This window comes from Chryseobacterium endalhagicum (assembly GCF_016745235.1).
In the GTDB taxonomy this organism is placed as follows: domain Bacteria; phylum Bacteroidota; class Bacteroidia; order Flavobacteriales; family Weeksellaceae; genus Chryseobacterium; species Chryseobacterium endalhagicum.
Window position 1 is genome coordinate 439851 of the sequence record NZ_JAELVM010000001.1, and the last position, 22776, is coordinate 462626.

At 37.8% G+C, this 22776-nt stretch carries 18 protein-coding genes and 1 tRNA gene; 2 read left to right on the plus strand and 17 right to left on the minus strand.

Annotated features, from left to right (window positions below; all coding sequences use genetic code 11):
• Positions 1 to 3: 3 nt before the first annotated feature.
• Positions 4 to 1002, minus strand: coding sequence for a tRNA dihydrouridine synthase DusB (gene dusB / locus JET18_RS01900; RefSeq protein WP_202088910.1), 999 nt, complete (start codon positions 1000 to 1002; stop codon positions 4 to 6).
• Positions 1003 to 1233: 231 nt separating this feature from the next.
• Positions 1234 to 4425 (minus strand): hypothetical protein, encoded by a 3192-nt coding sequence (locus JET18_RS01905; protein ID WP_202088911.1) that lies wholly within the window; start codon positions 4423 to 4425, stop codon positions 1234 to 1236.
• A 476-nt stretch (positions 4426 to 4901) separates the two neighbouring features.
• On the opposite strand from JET18_RS01905, the gene JET18_RS01910 reads away from it, so the two are divergent.
• Positions 4902 to 5762 (plus strand): T9SS type A sorting domain-containing protein, encoded by an 861-nt coding sequence (locus tag JET18_RS01910; protein WP_202088912.1) that lies wholly within the window; start codon positions 4902 to 4904, stop codon positions 5760 to 5762.
• 505 nt (positions 5763 to 6267) lie between these two features.
• Here JET18_RS01910 and JET18_RS01915 read toward each other — a convergent pair.
• The 8 genes from JET18_RS01915 to JET18_RS01950 all read right to left on the minus strand — a co-directional run bounded on the left by JET18_RS01915 (position 6268) and on the right by JET18_RS01950 (position 15597).
• Positions 6268 to 9090 (minus strand): aminopeptidase, encoded by a 2823-nt coding sequence (locus JET18_RS01915; RefSeq protein ID WP_228728467.1) that lies wholly within the window; start codon positions 9088 to 9090, stop codon positions 6268 to 6270.
• Positions 9091 to 9144: 54 nt separating this feature from the next.
• Entirely contained in the window at positions 9145 to 10524 is a 1380-nt protein-coding gene (gene pyrF / locus JET18_RS01920) for an orotidine-5'-phosphate decarboxylase (protein WP_202088914.1), read from the minus strand.
• A 124-nt stretch (positions 10525 to 10648) separates the two neighbouring features.
• A complete protein-coding gene (locus tag JET18_RS01925) occupies positions 10649 to 10990 on the minus strand; it encodes a YkvA family protein (RefSeq protein ID WP_202088915.1) in 342 nt (113 codons plus the stop codon).
• 84 nt (positions 10991 to 11074) lie between these two features.
• Positions 11075 to 11614 (minus strand): TlpA family protein disulfide reductase, encoded by a 540-nt coding sequence (locus JET18_RS01930; protein WP_202088917.1) that lies wholly within the window; start codon positions 11612 to 11614, stop codon positions 11075 to 11077.
• Positions 11615 to 11660: 46 nt separating this feature from the next.
• Entirely contained in the window at positions 11661 to 12224 is a 564-nt protein-coding gene (locus JET18_RS01935) for a thioredoxin family protein (RefSeq protein WP_202088919.1), read from the minus strand.
• 17 nt (positions 12225 to 12241) lie between these two features.
• Positions 12242 to 13312, minus strand: a complete 1071-nt coding sequence (gene aroC / locus JET18_RS01940) for a chorismate synthase (RefSeq protein ID WP_202088926.1) — start codon at positions 13310 to 13312, stop codon at positions 12242 to 12244.
• A gap of 50 nt (positions 13313 to 13362) precedes the next feature.
• A complete protein-coding gene (locus JET18_RS01945) occupies positions 13363 to 14994 on the minus strand; it encodes an LIC_10190 family membrane protein (protein WP_202088928.1) in 1632 nt (543 codons plus the stop codon).
• A gap of 51 nt (positions 14995 to 15045) precedes the next feature.
• Positions 15046 to 15597, minus strand: coding sequence for a glycine zipper domain-containing protein (locus tag JET18_RS01950; protein ID WP_202088930.1), 552 nt, complete (start codon positions 15595 to 15597; stop codon positions 15046 to 15048).
• A gap of 249 nt (positions 15598 to 15846) precedes the next feature.
• On the opposite strand from JET18_RS01950, the gene JET18_RS01955 reads away from it, so the two are divergent.
• Positions 15847 to 16296, plus strand: coding sequence for a hypothetical protein (locus tag JET18_RS01955; RefSeq protein ID WP_202088932.1), 450 nt, complete (start codon positions 15847 to 15849; stop codon positions 16294 to 16296).
• Between the two features lie 303 nt (positions 16297 to 16599).
• Here JET18_RS01955 and JET18_RS01960 read toward each other — a convergent pair whose 3' ends face one another.
• The 7 genes from JET18_RS01960 to thrC all read right to left on the minus strand — a co-directional run bounded on the left by JET18_RS01960 (position 16600) and on the right by thrC (position 22767).
• Positions 16600 to 17433, minus strand: coding sequence for a glycosyltransferase family 2 protein (locus JET18_RS01960; RefSeq protein ID WP_202088934.1), 834 nt, complete (start codon positions 17431 to 17433; stop codon positions 16600 to 16602).
• 1121 nt (positions 17434 to 18554) lie between these two features.
• Positions 18555 to 18791: a hypothetical protein gene (locus JET18_RS01965; RefSeq protein WP_202088936.1), complete on the minus strand. Its 237-nt coding sequence runs from the start codon at positions 18789 to 18791 to the stop codon at positions 18555 to 18557.
• A gap of 244 nt (positions 18792 to 19035) precedes the next feature.
• Positions 19036 to 19106, minus strand: a tRNA-Cys gene (locus tag JET18_RS01970).
• Positions 19107 to 19165: 59 nt separating this feature from the next.
• Positions 19166 to 19654, minus strand: a complete 489-nt coding sequence (locus JET18_RS01975; RefSeq protein WP_202088938.1) for an RDD family protein — start codon at positions 19652 to 19654, stop codon at positions 19166 to 19168.
• Between the two features lie 36 nt (positions 19655 to 19690).
• Positions 19691 to 21055: a DUF4403 family protein gene (locus JET18_RS01980; RefSeq protein ID WP_202088940.1), complete on the minus strand. Its 1365-nt coding sequence runs from the start codon at positions 21053 to 21055 to the stop codon at positions 19691 to 19693.
• 30 nt (positions 21056 to 21085) lie between these two features.
• Complete coding sequence (folB, locus tag JET18_RS01985; protein ID WP_202088942.1) at positions 21086 to 21457, minus strand: dihydroneopterin aldolase; 372 nt, start codon at positions 21455 to 21457, stop codon at positions 21086 to 21088.
• Positions 21454 to 22767, minus strand: a complete 1314-nt coding sequence (gene thrC / locus JET18_RS01990; RefSeq protein WP_202088944.1) for a threonine synthase — start codon at positions 22765 to 22767, stop codon at positions 21454 to 21456. The genes folB and thrC overlap by 4 nt, the downstream gene beginning before the upstream one ends.
• Positions 22768 to 22776: the final 9 nt, after the last annotated feature.

Sequence of the window (22776 nt, forward strand, 5' to 3'; positions counted from 1 at the left end):
ATTCTAAGCCTGCTGTGCCAGATATTCTTCGTAGAACTGCTGTGTTTCTTTAATTAAAGCATCCATTTCTTCCAAAGTATACACTTCCAGGAATTTTTTTCTGAACTCTTTAAAATGAGGAACGCCACGGAAATAATTGCTGTAATGCTGTCTCATTTCAATAAGCCCCAGTTTTTCACCTTTCCATTCTGCACTCCATTCCGCATGCTGACGAACAGCCAGTAAGCGGTCTGCAATAACCGGTTCAGGAAGATGTTCCCCGGTTTTGAAAAAATGTTTGATCTCATTAAAAATCCATGGATATCCAATGGCTGCACGGCCGATCATAATTCCGTCGCATGCATATTTCTGTTTGTATTCAAGTGCTTTTTCAGGAGAATCGATATCTCCGTTTCCAAAAATAGGAATCTCAATGTTCGGATTCTGCTTAATTCTTGAAATATGTTCCCAATCGGCTTCACCCTTGTACATTTGCGCGCGGGTTCTTGCATGTATGGTTAAAGCTTTGATACCCGTCTCCTGTAAACGTTCCGCCACTTCATCAATATTAATGCTGGTGCTGTCCCATCCCAAACGGGTTTTCACAGTTACAGGAAGATGAGTAGAGGTTACCACAGCTTTGGTAAGGCGTACCATAAGATCAATATCTTTCAGAACTCCTGCGCCTGCTCCTTTACATACTACTTTCTTTACAGGACATCCGAAATTAATGTCAACCAGATCCGGATTCACAGTCTCCACAATTCTTGCAGACATTGCCATTGCTTCTTCATCACCACCAAAGATCTGAATTCCAACCGGTCTTTCATAATCGAAAATATCCAGCTTCTTGCGGCTTTTCATTGCATCACGGATCAAGCCTTCAGAAGAAATAAATTCTGAATACATCAGATCCGCGCCATGCATCTTGCACAGGCGTCTGAATGGAGGATCACTTACATCTTCCATCGGAGCCAGCAAAAGCGGAAATTCCGGCAGTTCTATATTGCCTATTTTTACCATGCGGCAAATTTACGAAATTATAAACATTTGAGGATATGATAATTTCTATGGTGAAGATAGAGGAGTGAGGGATGAGTTATAAGTGATGAGTGATAAGTGATGAGTTATAAGTGATGAGTGATAAGTGATGAGTGATAAGTGATGAGTGATGAGTGATAATGGGGAATATACAACTAGAAACTAGCAACCAGCAACTCTAACACTCTCCAACCCAAAAACTCTCCAACTCAACTAGAAACTCGCTTTCACCTGCATACTTCCAATATGAATGGTTCTCTCTCCGGAATTTCTGCCTTCGTAATTTAAATTAAGCTGAAGGAAAGAATTGATCGCCTGCTGGATGAAAACACTCCATACCTGGTTTTTGCCGGGTTTAAGGCCGTCCAGCATCTGGTTTCCGACAATGCTGAAATTGTTTCCTGTAAAATCATTGTTGATAAAGGAGAAATTACCCCGGATTGAAGTTTTCTTCCGTTCCCATTGAATGGTTCCTGTAACATCAAAAGCTTTCAGTAATTCTTCTCCATCCACTCTCTTTTTCTGGCGGTAGGCGGAAGACAGCTCAGCCTGAATGGCATCTGTGAATTTATAGGTAGCTTTCGGCTTGGTCTCAATATTATTTAAGCGGTAATCCCTTGTGGCAAAAAGCTGGGACGAGTTTTTAAGCTCATGAATTGAATTTTCCCAGTCTACCCTGAACTCTTTATTAAACCAATAGCCGATGTTGACAAAATGAGACGTCTGCTGGCGTTCCTCGTTACTGAAATTGGCATTGATGAGGTTATCATTGCTGATGAATCGGTAATTCCCGTTCCATCCGGATTTTTCAGTAGGATTGAACTGCACAGAAGTTAAAATATTCTGGTTTTTCAGGATCTGATCACTGTTTTTTTCAAAAGGATTTAAAACCAGAACCTTATCTTTTTTATAAAATGAATTTTGTGAATTTAAGGAAACATTAAAGTTCCAGCGCTTTAAAAATGCATTCTCAGAATTGAAAACAATGGCTGGATTAACGAATAAAGCAAGCTGGATTTTATTTTTATTGGAAGGAATATACCTTACTGAATTCGTGTAGATCCTGATGTATTGGGCAAGGTCGGAATATTCTGCAATTTCAAATTCGTCAAGCTGCTGAATACCGTCGCCGTTGTAATCCGTCCATTTATAAACACCCTGGCCATCCGTAACTTTAAGATACTGGAATTCTCTCTGCGCTTCCTGCCCGTTTCCAAGCTCATAAAAAGCCTGAAGACGCATCCCGTTTCTGAACAGCTGCTGGTTGTAAAGGATGTTCCCGACAACAAAGTCGTTATTTCTGGTCATATCCGCGGCATCGCTCTGGTAGAAGAATTTTCTGTAGTGAATTAATGCATTTAAAGTAGTTTTATCCGTTTTAATCAGCTGACTTTCCGCCATGATTCCCAAAATATTGTTCATGTTTTCCAGTCTGTTGTTACGCACCGAGTCATTATCCCTCATATAAACCTTTGCCAGCAATTTGGTACGCGTACTGTCCCCGATTTTTTTCTGTACAAAAAGTTCTTTCCAGCTGAAACTGGTGACATCCATGAGCTGCGTATCATTATACTTTTTCTCATTATGTTCCATACTTCCTCCAACGGCCCAGCTTCCTTTTTTGCCTGTAAACTCTGTGGACACGCCGCCGCGGACGAATTTCGTATCCTGAAGGGTCGCATTGGTATTCAGATAGGAGAGGTTTCCTTTTGTAAAGAATTTCCCGGTGATCCATCCGAAATCCAGATCATTTTTGATCCCTTTGTAGGCATCCTGCTCATCCAGATAGTTGATTCTGTAATTTAAGGTGGATTTATTATTCCATTTATTTAAAAAGCTGAAAATAAATCTGTTTTGCGTTCTCTGGCTGAATTCCTGAATCAGGTTAAAATCCCTTGAGAATTCTACATCATTGATACGGTCCAGAATATGAAACTGCTTGTCAATATATTGGTATTCGAAGCTAGGAGTTCCTTTCCAGCTGTTTTTTGTAAAGCTCTTGTTTCCAAAAATACGCCATGCATAACCCATATTTTGGGCGGCATCTTTTGAGGAGAACAGGTTCAGGTCATAATTGCTCAGGGAGAAATCTGCCCCTATTTTTCCTTCTTTTAAAAGGAATTCGGAATTCACGGAGTATACCTGAGATTTTTGTGGTGAAGGAAGCTTTCTTACGGCCTTATAATCACCCTGATTAGTTCCTACATATTCAAAGACACGGCCGTTATTGGTGGTCTGTGTAATTTTATAATCTCCCTTATTGATCCCGAAATACGTAAAAGAAACCTGATAAAGTGTTTCATTCTGATCCGTGGAAAATTCATAGAAATTTCCAGCAGGGTTGAGGCGGTATAAAATTTTGTTCACATCATATTCAGTAACTACTCCGGAAGGAGCGTACATCATATCAGGATTATTTCCGGCATCGGCCAGGATTTGTTCATCTTCTTTGGAAAGATTTAAAGAAAGAGGAGCATTTTTGTTGTCATTTTCCATGAACCAATTCAATCCTACTTTAAATTTTTCCCGCTGATGTTCCAGTTTTCCGGTGAATAAATATCTGGAGTAATTTCTGTTCGTGTAGTTATAGGAAATCGTAATGAAATTCTGCTGGAAAATCGGCCGGAAGCTGGTAAAGGTTACCTCTCCGGTATTGTAATTAATAATATAATCCTGGTTTTCCCCACGCTTCATCAGAATACCGTCAATAAAAACCTGTTCAGATCCTGAGATCAAAGTGATAAACTGTTCGCCGTTTTTACCGGTTAAGCGGTAGGGTCCCTGGTTACCTTCCACCCCCTGGAAACGCACCCTGTGGAATTCACTTCGCGCCACGCCCATGGAAACATCTACAAAGGTTTTATTGTCCTTTCCAAATTCGGTCTGGAACTGAAGTCCCATACTTCGTCTCTGAAATTTGGCAAAATAGGTTTTGGGATCCACAAGATCAAGGTGACCGGCTCTCAGGATGGATTTATCCTTAATATTAAGCTGCATGTAGATCTTGTCAAATTCTTCCAGCGTCTGCGTGTAACCGTCAGCCTGAATGGGTAAATTATGATCAGAAATACTGGCTAGAATAGTTACATCTTTTGAAAGGCGTCCGGAGATCTGAAGGTCCATAGAACTCTGTACAGACTGTCCCTGATTGTTTCCGAAGGTGATCCCGCGGATAATGGAACCTTTAGAGTTCAGCTCACCCAAAAACCGTTTTTTATCATTTCTGGCGAGTACAGCTTCGTCTACAATTATTTTGTTGTTGGTTTTTACAAAATCAAGGGTATCTTTTGCAAAAATGTCCTGCTCAAACCTGGCAGCAAGGATGCTGTCCTTTTTAATGCTGTCCTGAGGAATATTTGGATTTTTCCATGAAAAAATCTGTGCATGGGCCGAAAATATGCCCATGAAAAACAAACCGATCAGAAGAAAAAAATTCCGCAAGCCTTTCAAAATAATTCGTAAAAATAACTAAAAAATGTTAATGGAAACGGGTTTAGCATTATTAACAGAAAATTAATGTAAATATTATAAATTCCTGAAAATTTCAATTGTTTTTTGGCTGTAAATTATTAATAATAAAATTTATAATCTTTGAGGTGACTTGTGAAAAAAATGTTTTGAAATGGCAACATGCTATGTTGAAATTTTCAACTACAATAAGCGTTTGAATAAATTTATTTCTTTCTGTAATTGGCAGTTTCAGACATGATAAGTCTTTTAAAAGGGATTTATTATTGAATTAAAAATATCAATGTTAATGCGGTTTTCAGGAAGGTTTTCGAAAGTTAATTTTAACTAATTGTTAAATATAGTTGGAGAATTAAATATAATGATGGTTTTTTTGTACTTTTACTTTGTTAAATAAAAAAAAACTTTTTATAATGAAAAAAATCTTTACTATTTTGGGGATAGCATCGCTATCTATGATGAACGCACAGAGCTTTACTGCGACTTATGATTTTGAAGGTACGCCTCCCTCTACAACAGGAGCAGCTGCAGGAACAGGAATCTCTAATATTTCACTTGGAAATTTTACAACAACGGGATATACTCAAACCGGAACCGGGAACAGATTTGCACACAGTGGGGCTCCTACTGCGACTACTCCGGATTTAGCAAAGTATTTTCAGGTTACCGTAACACCAAATGCAGGGGTAAGTCTTTCTATATCTTCTGTAACTTTTAGAAGCCAGAGATCAGGAACAGGCCCAAGATCTTATGTGGTAAGATCAAGTACTAATTCTTATGCCGCGAACTTACCGGCATCAATTGCTCCGGCCAATGCAGAACTGGAAGTGGTAGGAACTAACGAGTTTCATTTTGTAAATGACTGTTCAACCTGTTCAGGACAAAATGGGAATACTTTAGCTCCAGCTATTTCTAACGTAACAAGCCCTGTAACTTTAAGATTTTACTTTTTCGGTGCTGAGGCTGCCGGAGGAACTTTCAGTATTGATGACGTAGTTATTTCAGGAACTGCTACAACAGGAGCATTAGGTACTTCTGAAAACTTTACAACCAAATTAAACTTTGTAAAAAATACTTTCGTGAAAAGCGACGAAATTACGTTTGGTGCTGATGTGAAAGATGTGAAAGTTTACAATATGTACGGACAGGTTGTGAAATCTGCTTCTGTAAAACAAAACGGTACTGTTGACGTTTCCGGGCTTTCAAAAGGAAACTACATCGTTACAGGAACAGTAAACAACGAGCCTGTATCTCAAAAGATTCTTAAAGACTAATTTTTAGTTTCTTTACAATATACAAGAGCCGTCTCAAAAGTGAGATGGCCTTTTTTGTGATGAAATATCGATACGATTAAGCGCAAATAAACATCCACTCATAGAATTCTAGTAAAAAATATAAAATAAGTTTCGGCCATTTCGAAGAAATGGCCGAAACTTATTTATGTGATTATCTTTAATCCTGTTGTTTTATTTAAAATAATTGAATCAATATATTGAATTGATAAATAATATTTTTGATTTGGGTGCTGTTTTTTAATAATTTCAAATTTTGTGGTACTGTTTTTGATATTTACTTAATACAAAACGAAATATTTAGTCATTACAAATGGCTGATCCGTTTAAAAAAGGCAAAAGTTAGTTTTCAATATAACATGTTAAGAGAAGCAGCTGTATTTTCAGTTGCTTTTTTATTTAACTTAAGTTGGGGAGAAGATATTTTTGTTTAATAATAAATGCCCGGGAGTAACTTCCATCTTCCATCCTTTTCATCTAACTTCTATTAATACCATCCTCTTCTGGCAGCATTGATTACAGCTCCAAGATTAAGCACCAAAGTATATCTGATGCGTTTTGCATAATCTTTAAAAGACGGTTCAAAGCCTAAAGAAGACTGAATAGGGAAGTAGATCTCCAGGAAATCCGGAATTAATCTTACCTTGATTCCGCTGTCCCAGATAAATTCTGTAGGTCGGTTTTTGTTTTTATAGATTCCGGCATCAGCATACACATGGAATATTTTCCACACACTTGAATCCACATTGAAGGAAGTGATCCATTTATTGACAGATCCGGGAATAAAAGATTTAAAACCTCCGTCGGCAAGGATAAACTGCTGCGATAAAAGTCCGCTGCTGGCACTTTCCCCCAAAAGATTGTAAGAGAAAGAATAATTGGACACTCTTGAAATTCCGTAGTTGAACGTATTGTTCCGGGTGTCATTTCTTACAAAGTAGCCGGCAAATAATCTGACACTTAATTTCTGTTTTGGCGCAAATTCCCATCTGTAAAAACCTTCCGCCGTTACTTTATTGAAATCTTCCATTCCCTGAGTACTCAGGCTTAAGCTTTTTTCATGGATCATCTGGCTGTCACTGTAGCCGTATCCTGCGCTCCAGAGATTGTATTTGCTGTAATCCCTGTTGGCCACCATTCTCGGGCTAAGATCTCTCTCTAAATAATTATAGGAAAATCCAAGACTTCTGCTTACCGTACTTCTCGGATTCTTTCTGAAATTGAAATTGGAGAACAGGGAAGTTTTGGTATAGGCCAGGCCATAATCATAATGGAAATAAGATCCCGATACGCCAAACGTTATACTTCTGAAAATACTTTCAGCAGGAAGAAAAGAGTAGGATACCGCTCCTGATCCTGTCAGTTTTCCGGTTCCGGTACTATAGGTTGGAGTAAATGAATACAGGAACTTCTGATCAAACAAAGATTGGTTTTTTAGATTCACTCCCAGAAGGAATTTATCATACGTATTATTAAAACGTACCCTTGGACTGATGTATACTTCGTTGTATTCAGGATTCGGGATATCTTTAATAAGCTTGAATTTTATTTTTTTTGCATTCGAAAACAGGCCCTTTGCATACAGGAAATTGTCCCGGTATTTGGATTCAGGGAAAATATAATCTGTGTTGAGCGTCACTTTGTGAATATCTTCTGAAGCCGGAAGAGCAAAATTGGTAAACCTTTCATTTTCTCCGGTTTCTATCCAGTAGGATTTTTTTTCGCCTTCCATGGTTTGGGTTTCAAGACGCACCGGAATAGGAGAATCCGTATTCTTTCCGATTTTGATCGTCAGGGATTCTTCATCTTTTCTGACATTTTTCAGTCTGAAATTAACCCTGTTTTTCTGCTTTAAAAAATTGGAAAGATAGCTTGAGGTTTTTTCTTTCTCAGCAACCTTTTGAAGAAATTCTTCCGGATTGATCTTCTTGTCCGTATTTTGGACGATATACTCTTTCAAAATATCGTTGAACTGATCATAACCCATTTTTTCAGCCGTGTAATTGAAGAGGCTTCCCGTTTCAAAACTGCTCACAGCCATAACATTGAAGTTGCTCAGAACCGCAAACTTTTCGCTGATCTTCTGATCAAGATTCTGAGACATGATATATTGGTAAGTCAGTCCGTAGCGGTCGATAAGTTTCACCTGAGATGCATGGAAGAGTTTCAATGGTTTTACCCCGAAAATACGCGTCTCGGGTAAAGCTCCCAATAATTTGGTGTCTTTATAAAACTTTTGGAGATATTGAATTTCCAGATAAGATTTTAAACCGTTCTTAAACCAGTGGTTCGTCTGTTTATCAGCAATAATGCCTTCGTCAAGAACTTTTTTTGCAATAATTCCGAAGTAATCAAGATCTGTTTTTTCAGCATCCGTGAACAGCTGAAACCTGAACTTCCAGAACGAAATATCGTTGTTCCCAAAAAAATCTTCCGACGATCTGAACTTTTCAGAAATAAAGAGATTTTTTGGAAGGTATCCTATTTTTTCTTTGATGAATTTTAAATGCAGCGGCAGATAAAACTCCAGATTCTGTTTCTCTTCCGGTTTCAGATTATATCCGAATTTGATTTCGGTATCTGATCCATCCAGATTGATTTTTATAGAAGGTAAACCGTTCTGTGTGATCACAAATTCAGGATCAGAATCAAGATAACCCTGAAATGCATTCATCTGGATTTGCGGCAGATTACTTTCGATAAAACTGTTGGGAGGAAGATCGAAGTTGACGGTCCAGTACGTATTGAAATTGACCGATTCCTCAATATCGTGATAGTTCCTTTTGGAAAAATTGTCCGGATCGAAATGATCCGGAACAATAAAGAAATATTTTAATGCAGTCAGCTGATCGGATGTTCCGTACCCCGTAAATTTCTTATCGGGAAGGTCCATCTTATACTGAAGCTTTAATTTTATGCTTTTACCAGGCTTCAAAGCTTCTGCCAGAGGAAGAAAAAGATTCTCGTCTGCAGTAGAAGGAACTGTGACAGGCTCCTGCACTGAATTTTTAATTTGCAGATCAACAAGCTTACCAAGCTGTTCCTGTTTTGCAAAATGCAGATCACTGCTTCTGTCTTCCAGTTTTCTGTAAACTAAAGAGGTTCCTCTTTTATTATAGGCAGACACCCAATTGAGAAGTTTCACCGAATGCAGGTCTTTATCAGAATGATTATAGTACACAATCTCCTGATTAACCTCCAGCGTTTTTCTGTCGGCAGATAATTTTGCTTCAATATAGATGCTGTCTTTCTGTCCGGAAACCTGTATAATTCCCCAAAACAAAACTAGGCAAGTGGTGATCTTTTTCAATATCCTGTGATAAAGCCCAAATATAAACTTATTTTGAATATATTCAACAGGGTTTTAGTCTTGGATGGTATTTTTTTGCAAAGAATTAACATACGCATTCCAGCCCTCATTTTTATAAGTCACAGCCGCGGTTTCAGGATCTTCAGATTTATAAATTCCTCTTCCTACAATGATAAAATCCGTGTGAAGCATTTTGAAAACATGATCCGGCGTATTGTACTGCTGGCCTTTCCCATCTCCTGAATCGGCAAGGTTAACACCCGGAGTGAAAAGAAGCAGTTCTTCAGGAATCTGGTTCTGGGATACCGCTCCTATGACATTAGGATGGGAGGAAGCTACTTTTAATGCTTCTTCACGGTAGCTGGCCGTTGTCAGTGCTCCTTTGGAAGACATTCCTACAATAGCTACAACGCCTACATTTTTAAAGCAGTCCAGGGATTCAAATCCTCCAATCACCTGAGACGTCACGAAATCTGCCCAGTCTGTGATTTTAAACACACCGCTTGTAAACTGAAGCTCCTGTGTATTGCCGATATCAGCAAACTTTCTGTCTTCCATTAATAAGAACTGATGCTTTTCAGCTAATGCTTTTAAAGGAAGAATTGTTTTTTCGTAATCAAAATCTGAAATAATATCGATATGCGTTTTCAATGCAATCACATGAGGACCCACTTTTTCAGCAAGAGCAAGTAATTCCTGTGTGGTGGTAACATCTGCAGATGCAATCAGGTTTGATTTTTTAGCCAGAGCTATTTCCAATAATTTTTTAGAAACCGAATGCTGTGCATGATCTAATTTCTGCTCGTAAGAGCTTCTTGTTTTTTCTTCAAACTGGATGTGATTCCCCTGTAAGAAATCCTGGATTCTCTTTACTTCTTCATCAGACAATTCTCCGGTTTCCTGAAGGATTCCGCAAACTTCTGAAATATTGAAAAGCGTATGAACTCTGTAACCTTTACTTTCCAGTAATTGTTTTCCGCCCTGCTCTCTGTCGAGAACCACAACGATATCAGCTACTTTAAGGTCTTCCTGTTCTACTTCTGCAATAGTTTCAACAAGAGATTTTCCGGAAGTGATCACGTCTTCTACCAAAAGACAGTTCTGGCCTTTCTGATAAATTCCCTCGATCAGTTTTTTAGTTCCGTAGCTTTTTGCTTCCTTTCTTTTAATAATTAATGGAATATAACTTTCCAAAGACATTGCAGTAGCCATCGGAAGTGCAGCATATGGCACTCCGCAGATTAAATCAAAATTATCCAGTGGAAGCATTTCCAATAAATAATTAGCCAGATTTTTTAAGATTTTAGGATCTGAAGCCAAAGGTCTCAGGTCTACATAAAACGGACTTTCGATGCCGCTTTTCAAGGTAAACCTTCCAAATTTGATGATGCCCAGCTTGTAGCATTCTAAGAAAAATTCTTTTTTACTTTCCATTCTTTTTTATTAGATACTGCAAATTTAATCATTTGAAATAAGGCTTAAAAATTTATCCGCAATTTGTCAATAAAAAACCACCCTGAGTTATTTCAGGATGGCTTAATAATATTTCTGTAAATGATTATTTTACAATTTCTGCGTCAATGACTTTCGTACCGTTCAGCCTCTGTTCTGCTTCCCACAGTAAGAATTTATCCACCTCTTTAATCAGTTTTGGAATCGTAAGCGATAATACCGCCAGGTCATCCATCACCCCTAAAACAGGGACTGCAAACTCAGGAAGAAGGTCAATGGGAGAGATGACGTATAAGATCCCGAGAAGCGGAAGGATAATATCAAGAGATTTCATAGGATAAACTCCTTTTCTCCATAATTTAACCATTCTGAAAATATCAGGGATTTTTTTTACGAAACCTTTGTGGCTGATGGCTTCTTTTGCAAGATTCAATTTCGAATATTTCATTTTGTGTTTAGTTTTAATAAATTTTTCAACATAGTAAATTTCGCAAATTTTATACCAATAAACTATAAAATTTAGTTAAAAAAATTACTTGATGATATTGTCAATGAACTGATGCACAGTCTCTGTGTTCCAATCTCTGTAGGCATCCTCCTTTATGATGATTCTTCCATGCTGATCAATCAGGAAAGTAGTAGGGAATACTTTCGGAAGAATTTTTTCAGAAATAGGACTTTGAGCAATGTATACAGGAACGGTGTAATTATTTTCCTTTAAAAAAGCTCTTACGGCATCTTCCTTATCATTCATGGCAATCAGAACAAAATCTACATTTCCTTTTCTTGAATCGTATAACTTTTGGATCGTAGGCCATTCTTTTCTGCACGGCGGGCACCAGGTTCCCCAGAAATTAAGGAAAACAGGTTTGTTTTTAAATGCTTTGAGATTCGTACTTGGTACATTGATTCCTTTAAGTTCAATGTCATAATCTTCCTCACTTACATGTACGGCATTTTCAATCGTGGCGATCGGGAAAAACTGGTCCCTCAGGTACTCCTTTACGCCCGGAACAAAAGCCACCACACCAATAATGATGATAAGGACAAGATAAATGATATTCTTTTTCATGGGTTGATCTTTACTGTTATTTTCTGCCGTATGGATTCAATCTAAATTATAATAATTCCAGGATTTCCTGAACGGAGTCTTTGCCTCTGTTTTTTGCATAATACAGCTGCAGGTCATTGTAGAAGCTGTCTTTCGGATACGCTTCAGGATCTGCTTTATACTTCATTAATAGTTCATAACCATATTTTGGACGGGGACCCCATGAATTTTTCACATTGAAATCCTTGTCCAGAATAATAACTTTAGGAATAGATTCCGTACCGTTGGTCAGAAATTGGTTAATTAAGCTTTTGTCACTGTCTCTAAGGAAAATTTTCACTTCATTATGGCCTTTGAAAAAAGTAACAAGGGCCGGAACTGTGGCACTGGCATCCCCGCACCATGCTTCTGAAATAATGAGGATTTTTCCATCAAAATTCTTCGAAGCCAGTTCTTTCAGCTGTTCTTCATCCGGGACATACTTTTTCAGGGTTCTGTCCATTCTCTGAAGCCCAAGCTCGTAATATTGTTTGTATTCTGTTTCCTGCTGACTGGAAGGGTTTTCTAGTCTCTCCCTTCCGATGCGGATATATTCTTCAAAAGAAATACCCTGATCCCAGTAATTTTTCATTACTAAAAATATTTATATTAAAAATTATTGATGTTTCTTGTTTTGTTGATCAGGAACAGGTCAGCCAGTACAAATGCAGCTAAGCTTTCCACAATAGGAACCGCTCTCGGCACTACACATGGATCATGACGTCCTTTTCCTTCCACAGTAACAGGATTTCCGTATTTGTCCACGCTTTCCTGAGGTCTTAAAATCGTAGCCACCGGTTTGAACGCTGCACGGAAATAAATATCCATTCCATTAGAAATTCCACCCTGGATTCCGCCTGAAAGATTGGATTGAGTAGTAAAATCCGTATTGAAAGCATCATTATGCTCTTTTCCGGTCATTTTAGCACCGCAGAAACCGCTTCCGTATTCAAATCCTTTGCAGGCATTGATATTCAGCATCGCTTTACCCAGTTCAGCCTGAAGTTTGGAGAAAATAGGTTCTCCTATGCCTACAGGAACATTTTTGATGACGCAGGTCACCGTTCCGCCGATTGTATTGCCTTCTTTTTTGATTTCTTTAATTCTGTCGATCATTTTTTCAGCGGTCTCGGTATCCGGACACCGTACAGCATTGCTTTCCGTTTTTGAAAAGTCCAGAGCCTGATAAGGTTTTTCACAGAAAATATCACCTACGGAAGAAACGTACGCATTGATTTCGATGCCGGACAGAAGCTGTTTGGCCAAAGCTCCTGCCACCACCCAGTTGATGGTTTCCCTCGCCGAAGATTTTCCTCCTCCGCGATAGTCTCTGATCCCGAATTTCTGGTCATACGTGAAATCTGCATGACTGGGACGGTACGAATCTGCAATATGATCGTAGTCCTTAGACTTCTGATTTTCATTTTCTATAATAAAACCTATTGGGGTACCCGTAGTTTTTCCTTCAAAGATTCCGGAAAGGAACTTTACCGTGTCGCTTTCTTTTCTTTGAGTGACAATAGCCGACTGGCCGGGCTTTCTACGATCCAATTCATATTGAATTTTATCGAAATCTACCGTTAAACCTGCCGGAAAATTAGTGATGATACCGCCGTAAGCCACGCCGTGACTTTCTCCAAATGTTGTAAGACTGAGAAGATTACCTAATGTGTTGAACATACTACAAAATTACCTATTTTTCTTCAGATAATAAAGTTTTGGGATTTGTTCTATTTATCGGTGTTTTTGATATTATTGATGATAGCTTCTGTCTCCTTTTTTTGCTGCGGTGTGAGTTTTTTCCAGATAAATCCTTTTCCGGGATTTTTTTCATCTATATACTGAGGAAAAATTTCTGCCTGTATGTCGTCCAGTACATATCCGGATGAAATGGCGGGAAGGGGAGTGTCGAAATTAAAAGGGTAATCTTTTGATATATTGAACTTTAAGTTTCCGGACTGAAAAGTATCAAATTGATTGTAATGATAAGCAGAAGGCTTGTACAGCTGTTCTTTTTTGAATCCGGTCATAAAATTTCCGGGTCTGAAACTTGGGATCATCCGGCGGATGGAAGTTGGAAAAGTTAAAATTCCAATCACCAGGACACCTAAAACAGAAAAGAAAATCAGTGAGTTTCTTTTGCTAAAATGAATAAACAAGAGGAAAATAATCACAAAAAACACATCAATAAAAAAGCGGTACTGCGCTGAAAAAGCCAAAACTAATACGCTTTTAATTAAAACTGAAATAAAAACCAATGTGATGATCTTGCTTTTTTTAATACAAGCGAAAACGAAAAACGCTGCCAGACTGAGGATAAAAAGAATATTGATTTTTGATTTGATTCCGTGTAGCTTCAACCAGTTGATGACCATATCATAGGTTGAAAATTTTTGAATTTCCTCATATGTGTACTGCATATCGTACGTTTTCAGGATCGCATATTTTGATGATATTTTTAAAACTTCAGGATTCGGTTTCCAGTTGAACCCGAGATCGGCTGCAGCAACAGGGAACACAGGATATCCGAAAGTCCAGATGTTTTTAATCATAAAAAGAAGAAGAATGCACACTCCGAATGCTATATTTTTATAATTCGGTTTAAAAAGAAAAACAGAACAGAGAAATACAAATAACGGAAGCCAGATCATCGTAGGCTTTATCGAGAAAATAAAAACAGAATACGCAAAAAGCAGACTGATATTTCTGTTTCCTGCTATCATTTCATTTAAAATAATTAAAGACAGCGTAATGACGGGCAGATCCGGACTCGGTGATTGCGAGAAAAGAAGAAGTACCGGAATAAAGCACAGCTGGATCCAGCTTTTCCGTTCAAAAATATAAAGTGTATAAATGATAAGAAGAACGGTATTAATCCGTAAAAAAGGATCTGAAAAACCGGAGAATCCTGCCTGGAAAATATGCCATACCGACATCTGTCCCAGCGTAAGATCCAGATTGGAAATCCCTTTCACCAGACCATATTCTGTAAGCCATTTAACCGTAGGAACATAGTACCCGAAATGATCCAGTATATAAGGATAAAAAGAACTACTGTAGGCAATAGCCAGAGAAATAGTACCGATCAGAAAGCCGTCTTTTTTTGAAAACCTTCCAAAATCCTGATATAGTTTTTCTTTGAAAAAAAAGAAAAGTCCGGAAACAACGAATGGAATTTCTACATATATATTAACAGGAATGAAAAAGGCCAGAGCCGTCCAGATCAGGCTGAGTCCCAATATTCCCATAATCATACTTCCTGAAATCCCAGAGAAGAGGGATCCGGTAAATCTTTCCAGAATTTTTCCCCAGCCGGCAAGGACCGACAGAATGAGAACCGAAGAGAGCAGGACTAATATCATAAAAAAAGATTGCTTAAAAATAAGCAATCTTTAAATGTTATCGTGAAAATATTAATTACGCGGTTGAACTCTTCCGTCTTTTCTGTCCCCGGCTCTACCGATCGTATAACCAGTGGCACCACCAACTACACCGCCGATCACGGCTCCAAGACCTCTGTTTTTCTTGGCAACAATGGCTCCTACTGCGGCACCACCTACGGCACCAATAGCAGTTCCTTTAGCTGCTTTACTCCATCCTTTTTTCTGGGTGGTTGTTCCCTGTGAAGAGCTGTTTCCGTTATCAGCATAGGTTCCGCCTCCTGAATTGGAATTAGAGCCTCTGTCTCTGTATATTGTTTTCGTTTCTCTTATGATCTGAGGTTTTGAATTAGCTGCGGCAGCTGCCTGAGATTTTTTACTTTCAGAAATGCTGTCTACCTTTTTCTGTGCCTCGTACACTAATTTTTCTTTCTCAATGGCCAGCTTTTGTTTTTCTATATCAAGCTGTCTTGCCTGAAATTCAAGTTTTTGCTGTTCTAAAGATTTTTCAGCTGTCCTGTCGTCTTTTTTGCAGGCGGTCATTAAAATGACGGATAAAAAACCTGCTAATACTATCTTTCTCATAATTCAAATTTTAATAAAGAGTCTCAGCCAAAACGGCGGCAACTTTCTATGTATTTTCAATTATGAAGCCAAAATTAAGTTAAGAAGTGTTAAAATGATGAATTTCTATATAAATCTTCACTTTTGCTGGAAACCTGAATACTCCGTAAAGGGTTGTGGGTGGTGCGGGAATGTAATTTTAAGTTAATTAATACTTTTTATACAGTTCACATGAATTGGCTACTTTTGAAATACCAAAATTACTTTAATATGAAAATATCAATTTTAAAAGCAATGGCTTTTGCCGCTTTGTCGGTTGTTGCGGTTTCATGCTCTTCCAATGATGATATAACGGCGGATGTACAGCCACAAACGAAAACCGATCTGTCTAAAGAAGCTTCCAAGACAAAAACCTATAAACTGAGATTCGGTCTTATTTCTTTGGATGGAACCAAAACGCTTTCAGGAAATCATGATGTCGGAAGTTTCCTGGCTGAAAATACGGTGACAGGTGTGGTTTATGATACCTACTACAGTGGCGGTTTTCAGACGCTTCCGGGATATTATGAGGGAATTCCGGCTGGTGATTACACATTTTCTGCTATGCAGGGGCAAGGCGGCTGGACCGGGTATGGATCTGTAACGGGAACGGTATCTGATGCGCAGGTAGATGCGGACGGTTATGTTACGGTGTATATTCCGGTAACCTGGGCGGAATAATTTTGTGAGAGAATATTTCATCCATTCATCAATCCCTCAACATGGGGATTTTTAAATGAATTTAGCACAATTTGTAATTTTATTCACTTTGTGTGGAAATTTGCATTACATTTAACGTATAAAGCTGTCAGTTAGTACGGTAAAAAAATAAGGCATTTATTGCCGACGGATTCTGTTTGGATTTTTCTAAATAGATTTTTTCATCATTTGTGTTTTTAGGCCTCCTTTTTGGGGGCCGTTTTTATTTCTTATAGACAAAAAAAGCTCCCCATTTCTGAGAAGCCCTTTATTAAATATTGAATGTTAAATGTTGAATGTTACTTTTACTTTATTGATGAGCCTGTGAAGCTTTTGGGTCTGGTAATTCAGAAGCTCATAGATTTCCTGGGAGTTGGAATACAATTCCGGCACAATCCTGTTGTTTATTTTTTTGATGCCCCGCCTTTTCATCGTCTCATGAATCACCTGGGCAAAAGATTCTTTGGCTCCCTGTTTAGAACTTTGCTGGGAAATTCCATTTGAATGCAGCCGATACAGATAGAGGGGTTCTTTAATGTATTTTACGTCACCGTACTCAAGGATTTTCAGATAAAGATCCTGGTCTACGGCGCTTTTCAGCTTAGGATTAATGCCGGATGTTTTCAGATAAGTTTCCTTTTTAAAGGTGAAAAAATGCGCAAACTGGGTAGGGCAGTTGAAAAAATATCTGCTGTTGTAGATTTGTTTGGTACTTGCAAAAACTTTGTCCGGATTCAGGTTTTCATTGCAGAGCATCATCTGGGAATATGCTGCGACGATATCATTATCATTTTTAGAAAATTCTTCTATCATTGTTTTCAATGCATCCGCATAAAGAGCATCATCTGGATCAAGATAAGCACAGATTTCTCCTTCAGCATACTTCATACATTCTCTTTTCGTGTAGCCGCAACCGTGATTCGTGGCATTCCGGTACAGCCTGAAACGCTGGTCGTTTTGGATAATAGTCTCTATGATTTCTACAGAATCATCTGTGGATGCGTCATCAACGATGATCACCTCCCAGTTTTCATAGGTCTGGCTGATCAGAGAGTTATAGCAATCTCTAAAGTATTTGCCATTGTTATAATTGGCGACAAGAATAGAGAATTTTATCACGTTGAATTGAATTAAATTTTATACTTGATAAAACTAGGTAATTTAACATTGAAAAAATATAACATAGATCATAGTGTATTTGATAAATTTTTCATATTATATGGCTGATTTTTAAATATTTTTTATTTAAAGGTTTTTATTTGTGATAAAATGTAAAAACAAGGAAAGTCTTTAAATGTGTTATTTGAGGGAGAAAAAATGAACTTTATGACTGCAAGCATAAAATAATAGCCTGAAAACAAATTAAATTTGGGGTAAGATTAAACGATAAATAATTATTTATAAATTATAAAAATTTTTTTTTCATCATTTGTGTTTTTGAGGCCTCCATTTTGGGGGCTTTTTTGTTCTCCTGATTTCAAAAGGTTAAATACATCCTGTAAATAAAAAACTCTCCTTTCGAGGAGAGTTAAAAAAGTATATGGCTAAAAAAAGTATTTTCAGTTGATGTCAAACTTCTGTATTTCTATAATGATGATAATAACGACGGTTTGATACTCAAATATAAATAAAACCGTCAGCTGGAAATATGATCCTGATCATAAGACTAAAATCGGGCATAGCTTTACATTTGATATGAAAACCTGAATACTATATGTTTTCATCACTTTATGATCATACTTAGCTTCCTCTTTACAGGGGAAGTTTTTTGTTTTTCAGGTTAAATATATTCCAAGGGTCTGATCAATAGTGTTTTAAAAAAAAATATGAAAAAGTATTTTAATTAAAAACTACTTTGGCACGATTTTTCAATATATGAAGCAACTCATGTTTAATTTGAGTTTTCATGGTTATTAGTTTTTATCCTCAGAGCAATCTGAGGATTTTTTTTTGCATGAAAAAAGAACGGAATTGTAAGACAAAGACTTATGACCTGAGTCATAATTTAGAATCCGGGAACTTCCTATCTTTCAATTTTTAAATACATTCATATTTCTGAAATTTACACTTTAGCCTCTCGTGTTGCGGGAGGCTTTTTTGTTTTCTTTTTTCAGGATCAGATCCTAATAACAATTAGTATAAATTAAAAAAGCCTCTCATGACGAAAGGCTTTTACGAACTGAATTAAAAAATAGAAAGTATATATAGTATTTGGTGTGTTGCATTTTAAAGTGGCAGGCTTACGCGATATTTTTTGGCATACTCATACCCGATAGAACCTTATGGCCTAAATAGAATAGCAAATGGACAGAATCCTTTGGAATATGCAGCTGAAGGTTGTGAGAGTTAATCATTTCAAATTTCCACTGATGCTGTACGCAGTAATTCATCATTTCCTGTAAATCCTTATGCAAAAGGGCAAGGGTTACAGTGACTTCATTATTGTTTAATGTTTCCTGACTTAAACTTAGTTCCATTGCTCATTTCAAATATGTGTATGCAGTATCAAGCAATATGCCATGGTAAAGAGAAATTTGGTAATGTGGTATCTGTTTTTTATTTTTTTGTTCGGATGAGAATATATCACTGTTTATGGTATTGCTGTGTTTTTTCCTGGGTAGGAAATCGGAATGTGGGATTATTGTGGGGCCAAATAGACACAAAATAAAAAAGCCTTTCTATAATCCACTGAAATTCAGTTTTATATAGAAAAGGCTTTTGAGGTACCTAGCGGATTCGAACCGCTGTAGATGGTGTTGCAGACCACTGCCTAGCCGCTCGGCCAAAGTACCATTTTTACCATTTTTGAGGTGTGCAAATATAGCAAAAATTCTTTATGGACAAAACTTTTTTAGATAATTTCTTTTGTTCCAATGCTGTTTATATCGCTTTTTAGCTGTCTTTCAGCTTCATAATCTTTGATCATAATTACGCGGGTATTGCTCCAACTGTCATGAAATCCGTTTTCACTTAAAAATGACAGCTGATCTATCAGAATTACACCTCTTATGATATTCCTTAAAAAATAATTTCCGATAGAAGGTTTTTGTCCGTCCGTCATAATTACTCTTGTTCCGGTAATCAGTTTTCCTAAGCTTCTTCCGCCGGTTACCGCTTCCACGAAGAAAGTAAATAGTATGTAAGAAATAATTCCCATCAGCCTTTGTACAATGCCGCTGCTATTGGCCACCCATTCTCTGTAAGCGGGGCTGATGATCATCAACAGGGTAAGAAGAATAAAAAAAATAATATAAAAAGCGACAAGGTCAATTAAATAATTAGCCAGTCTGGTTCCCTTTGAAGCACGATGTCTGTCAACAATCTGTAAATACTTTCTCATTTGTTTTGGTTATTAAGTTTTTAGTTTTTAATGAATTTAAATTCCGTTAAGCATTAATTTTAAAGAGGCATTGGTTTCTATAACTGCCGTAATCCCGTATTCGTTTAAAAGAACGCTGCCCGGTTTCAGATTGAAAACCCTTCCGTTCATTTTTAAACCTTTGTAATATTCTTTATTAAAAGCTTCTTCTATACTTTTCTTAGAAGCGAGTTCCAGATCCTGGGTGGGAATACCGTATTCGTCTTCGATCATTTTTACAATTTTCCCTTTAAAAATAAGGGTCGCTGTTTTCTGAAGAATATTGGCGGTTCTTAAATTGAATTTCGTGTTAGACAGGACAATTTTCTTTTTGGTCTCATCATATACAGGAATCCCTGAAATAATGGCTTTCCCATTCACGTAGCCCTCCGTTTCAGCTTCAATGATTACTCTGCCGTCCGCGCCATAAACCCGGATATCTTTGATCTTTACTTTAGAGCCCCTTACATCGTATTCCTTGTTCATGAACATATTTCTGGCAATATTCGTGGCTTCGGAAAAAGGAACATTAGCAGTGGTTTGCAGCACAAATTTATCCGCCAGAGCAGGAACCACATTGAAATTACTGACTGATTTTATCGCGGGGGTAGCAGCAGGCTTGCTTCCTGTAAATGTTTCAGAATAAATATCCATCCCGATATTCGTGGTGATTTCATTTCCATAGAACTTCAAAGGGGTGATATTTACGCCAGCCGGACTGATTTTCAGCCACGTATTATACTCCTCCGAAATATTAAAAGGCTGTGAGAAAACATTCCATGCCATCACTGCATACTTTTGGAAGTTCAGCTGCGTAGCCATTTGCTGATCAATTGTTTTGGCAAATTTCTCCTGTTGTTCCCTGAGACTCTTTTCTACCAGCGAGGTAATAGGGATCTGTATCTTTCCGTAATCGAGAACAGGTTTTGCTACCCATCTGAAACCGTTAGGCTGCGTAGTAGTGGCAATGGTCCAGTTATTTTTAAAACTGATCGTTGTGTTAAAAGACATCACCGTTTCAAAAGTGGTATTCTGATAGGAATATACGCCCAATGTGCCAATTCCTTTTTCAGCCCATATTTTTAACGGAACCTCAATCAGAAGATTCTGGGTGGTGCCGCCTACCAGACGGATGGGACGGGTTTTCCAGACCTTTACTTTAAACTGATCATTATTATTGTCCGTATAAGAATCGTCCTGATACACCAGCTCCTTTACCGAAGCATTGATCATATTACTGATCTCCGAAAGCGGAATGGTTACCGGCATCGTAATACTGGATTTTATCTTGGGGAAATTATAAACGGGAGATGGATTATCAACAGCAGTCTGGCCAAAAAACGAGGCAAAACTCAATAAAAATAGCAATTTGATGGATTTCAATTCTTTATGTTTTGGTTGTAAATAATAGGTCTAATGCTCATCAGGTTTGAAGCTTCTCTCCAGTTCAATGCTCGCGCCTTTCATTTCGCCCTGCATTGGGGGAGAAGTTTTTGTAATCTTCAGCTTAATGTATGAGATCTGTGGAAAATTTTCATGGATCCGGGTTATAATTCTTCCTGCCACATGCTCCAGTAATTTGGATTTAATTTCCATTTCCTGATGAATAATTGCGTTGATATCAGCATAGCTTATCGTATCATTCAGATCATCTGTTTCTGCGGCCTTCCAAAGATCCGTGTGCAGTTCTGCATTTAAAATATAATAGGTTCCGATGATATTTTCTTCGGGAAGCACACCGTGATACGCATATATTTTTACATCTTCAAGAAAGATCTTGCTCATTGTTCCTGATTTTTATTCAGCAAAAATCGTTTTAATTCTTCAAAATCGGTATGAATTTCTACAGTTTTTTTCTCCTTCTTCATCAGATCCTCCAGAGCTGCAGGAATCCCGATTTTGATATTTCCCGCTTTTTCCACTGCTTCAGGGAATTTCACAGGATGTGCCGTTCCCAGGATGAACCCTTTTTTGCCTGGATTTTCATTCAGGTATTGTTCCAGAGAAGCAAATGCCACCGCGCCGTGAGGCTCCAGAATGTATCCGTGTTTTTCATGAACCTCTTTTATGGTCTGCAATGTTGTATCATCATCAATGGAATAACCGGAGATCATTTCCTTCAGGGATTCAAACTGCTGCCCGAAAAGTTCCAGAATCCTCGTAAAATTGCTGGGATCGCCCACATCCATTGCATTAGATAACGTCGCTACAGCTTTTTTAGGCTGATAGAATTGGGTTTTCAGATAGTCAGGCACCACATCATTTTCGTTACACGCCGCAATGAAATGATCCGCAGGAAGCCCACGGAAATGAGCTAGAAGTCCGGCACAAATATTCCCGAAATTTCCACTCGGAACACTAATTACAGGTTCCAAATTTTCATGCTGTTTCCACTGTTTTAAAGCCAGTAAATAATAAATCTGCTGGGGAAGCCATCTTGCAATGTTAATAGAGTTTGCTGATGTTAAAAATAATTCAGAGTTAATGTTTTCATCAGAGAAAGCCTGCTTTACGAGATGCTGGCAGTCATCGAAATTGCCGTCTACCTCCAGCGCGGAAATATTTCCACCCAGCGCGGTAAGCTGTTTTTCCTGCACTGCGCTGACTCTGTTTTTAGGATAAAGAATCACCACATGAATTCCCGGAACATTATAAAATCCGTGCGCCACGGCTCCTCCCGTATCACCGGAAGTGGCCACCAAAACCGTAACTTTTTTATCTTCATCTTTTAAAAAGTAAGAAAGACAGCGGCTCATAAACCTTGCACCAACATCTTTAAAAGCTAGAGTGGGTCCGTGGAAAAGCTCCAGAACAGAAATATTTTCATTGATTTTTTTTAAAGGAATTGCAAAGTTGATGGTTTCTGCCACAATTTCCTTTAAAATTTCCTCAGGAATTTCCTCGCCGATAAAATCTTTCATACATCTGAAAGCGATTTCTTCATTGGAGTACAAATGAAGATTTTCAATAAACTCCGGATCAAACTGTGGAACAGAATCAGGGAAAAACAGTCCTTTTTGTTTTCCCTGGCTTTTTATGGAAGCTGTTCTGAAATTAACGATTTCCTCTTTATCTTTTAAGTTATAATAATTCATTGTAGTTAA

Excerpts from the sequence above, each read along its gene's own strand:
- dusB (WP_202088910.1), bottom strand. The coding sequence starts at position 1,002 with ATGGTAAAAATAGGCAATATAGAACTGCCGGAATTTCCGCTTTTGCTG.
- JET18_RS01905 (WP_202088911.1), bottom strand. The coding sequence starts at position 4,425 with ATGGGCATATTTTCGGCCCATGCACAGATTTTTTCATGGAAAAATCCA.
- JET18_RS01910 (WP_202088912.1), top strand. The coding sequence starts at position 4,902 with ATGAAAAAAATCTTTACTATTTTGGGGATAGCATCGCTATCTATGATG.
- pyrF (WP_202088914.1), bottom strand. The coding sequence starts at position 10,524 with ATGGAAAGTAAAAAAGAATTTTTCTTAGAATGCTACAAGCTGGGCATC.
- JET18_RS01925 (WP_202088915.1), bottom strand. The coding sequence starts at position 10,990 with ATGAAATATTCGAAATTGAATCTTGCAAAAGAAGCCATCAGCCACAAA.
- JET18_RS01930 (WP_202088917.1), bottom strand. The coding sequence starts at position 11,614 with ATGAAAAAGAATATCATTTATCTTGTCCTTATCATCATTATTGGTGTG.
- JET18_RS01935 (WP_202088919.1), bottom strand. The coding sequence starts at position 12,224 with ATGAAAAATTACTGGGATCAGGGTATTTCTTTTGAAGAATATATCCGC.
- aroC (WP_202088926.1), bottom strand. The coding sequence starts at position 13,312 with ATGTTCAACACATTAGGTAATCTTCTCAGTCTTACAACATTTGGAGAA.
- JET18_RS01945 (WP_202088928.1), bottom strand. The coding sequence starts at position 14,994 with ATGATATTAGTCCTGCTCTCTTCGGTTCTCATTCTGTCGGTCCTTGCC.
- JET18_RS01950 (WP_202088930.1), bottom strand. The coding sequence starts at position 15,597 with ATGAGAAAGATAGTATTAGCAGGTTTTTTATCCGTCATTTTAATGACC.
- JET18_RS01955 (WP_202088932.1), top strand. The coding sequence starts at position 15,847 with ATGAAAATATCAATTTTAAAAGCAATGGCTTTTGCCGCTTTGTCGGTT.
- JET18_RS01965 (WP_202088936.1), bottom strand. The coding sequence starts at position 18,791 with ATGGAACTAAGTTTAAGTCAGGAAACATTAAACAATAATGAAGTCACT.
- JET18_RS01975 (WP_202088938.1), bottom strand. The coding sequence starts at position 19,654 with ATGAGAAAGTATTTACAGATTGTTGACAGACATCGTGCTTCAAAGGGA.
- folB (WP_202088942.1), bottom strand. The coding sequence starts at position 21,457 with ATGAGCAAGATCTTTCTTGAAGATGTAAAAATATATGCGTATCACGGT.
- thrC (WP_202088944.1), bottom strand. The coding sequence starts at position 22,767 with ATGAATTATTATAACTTAAAAGATAAAGAGGAAATCGTTAATTTCAGA.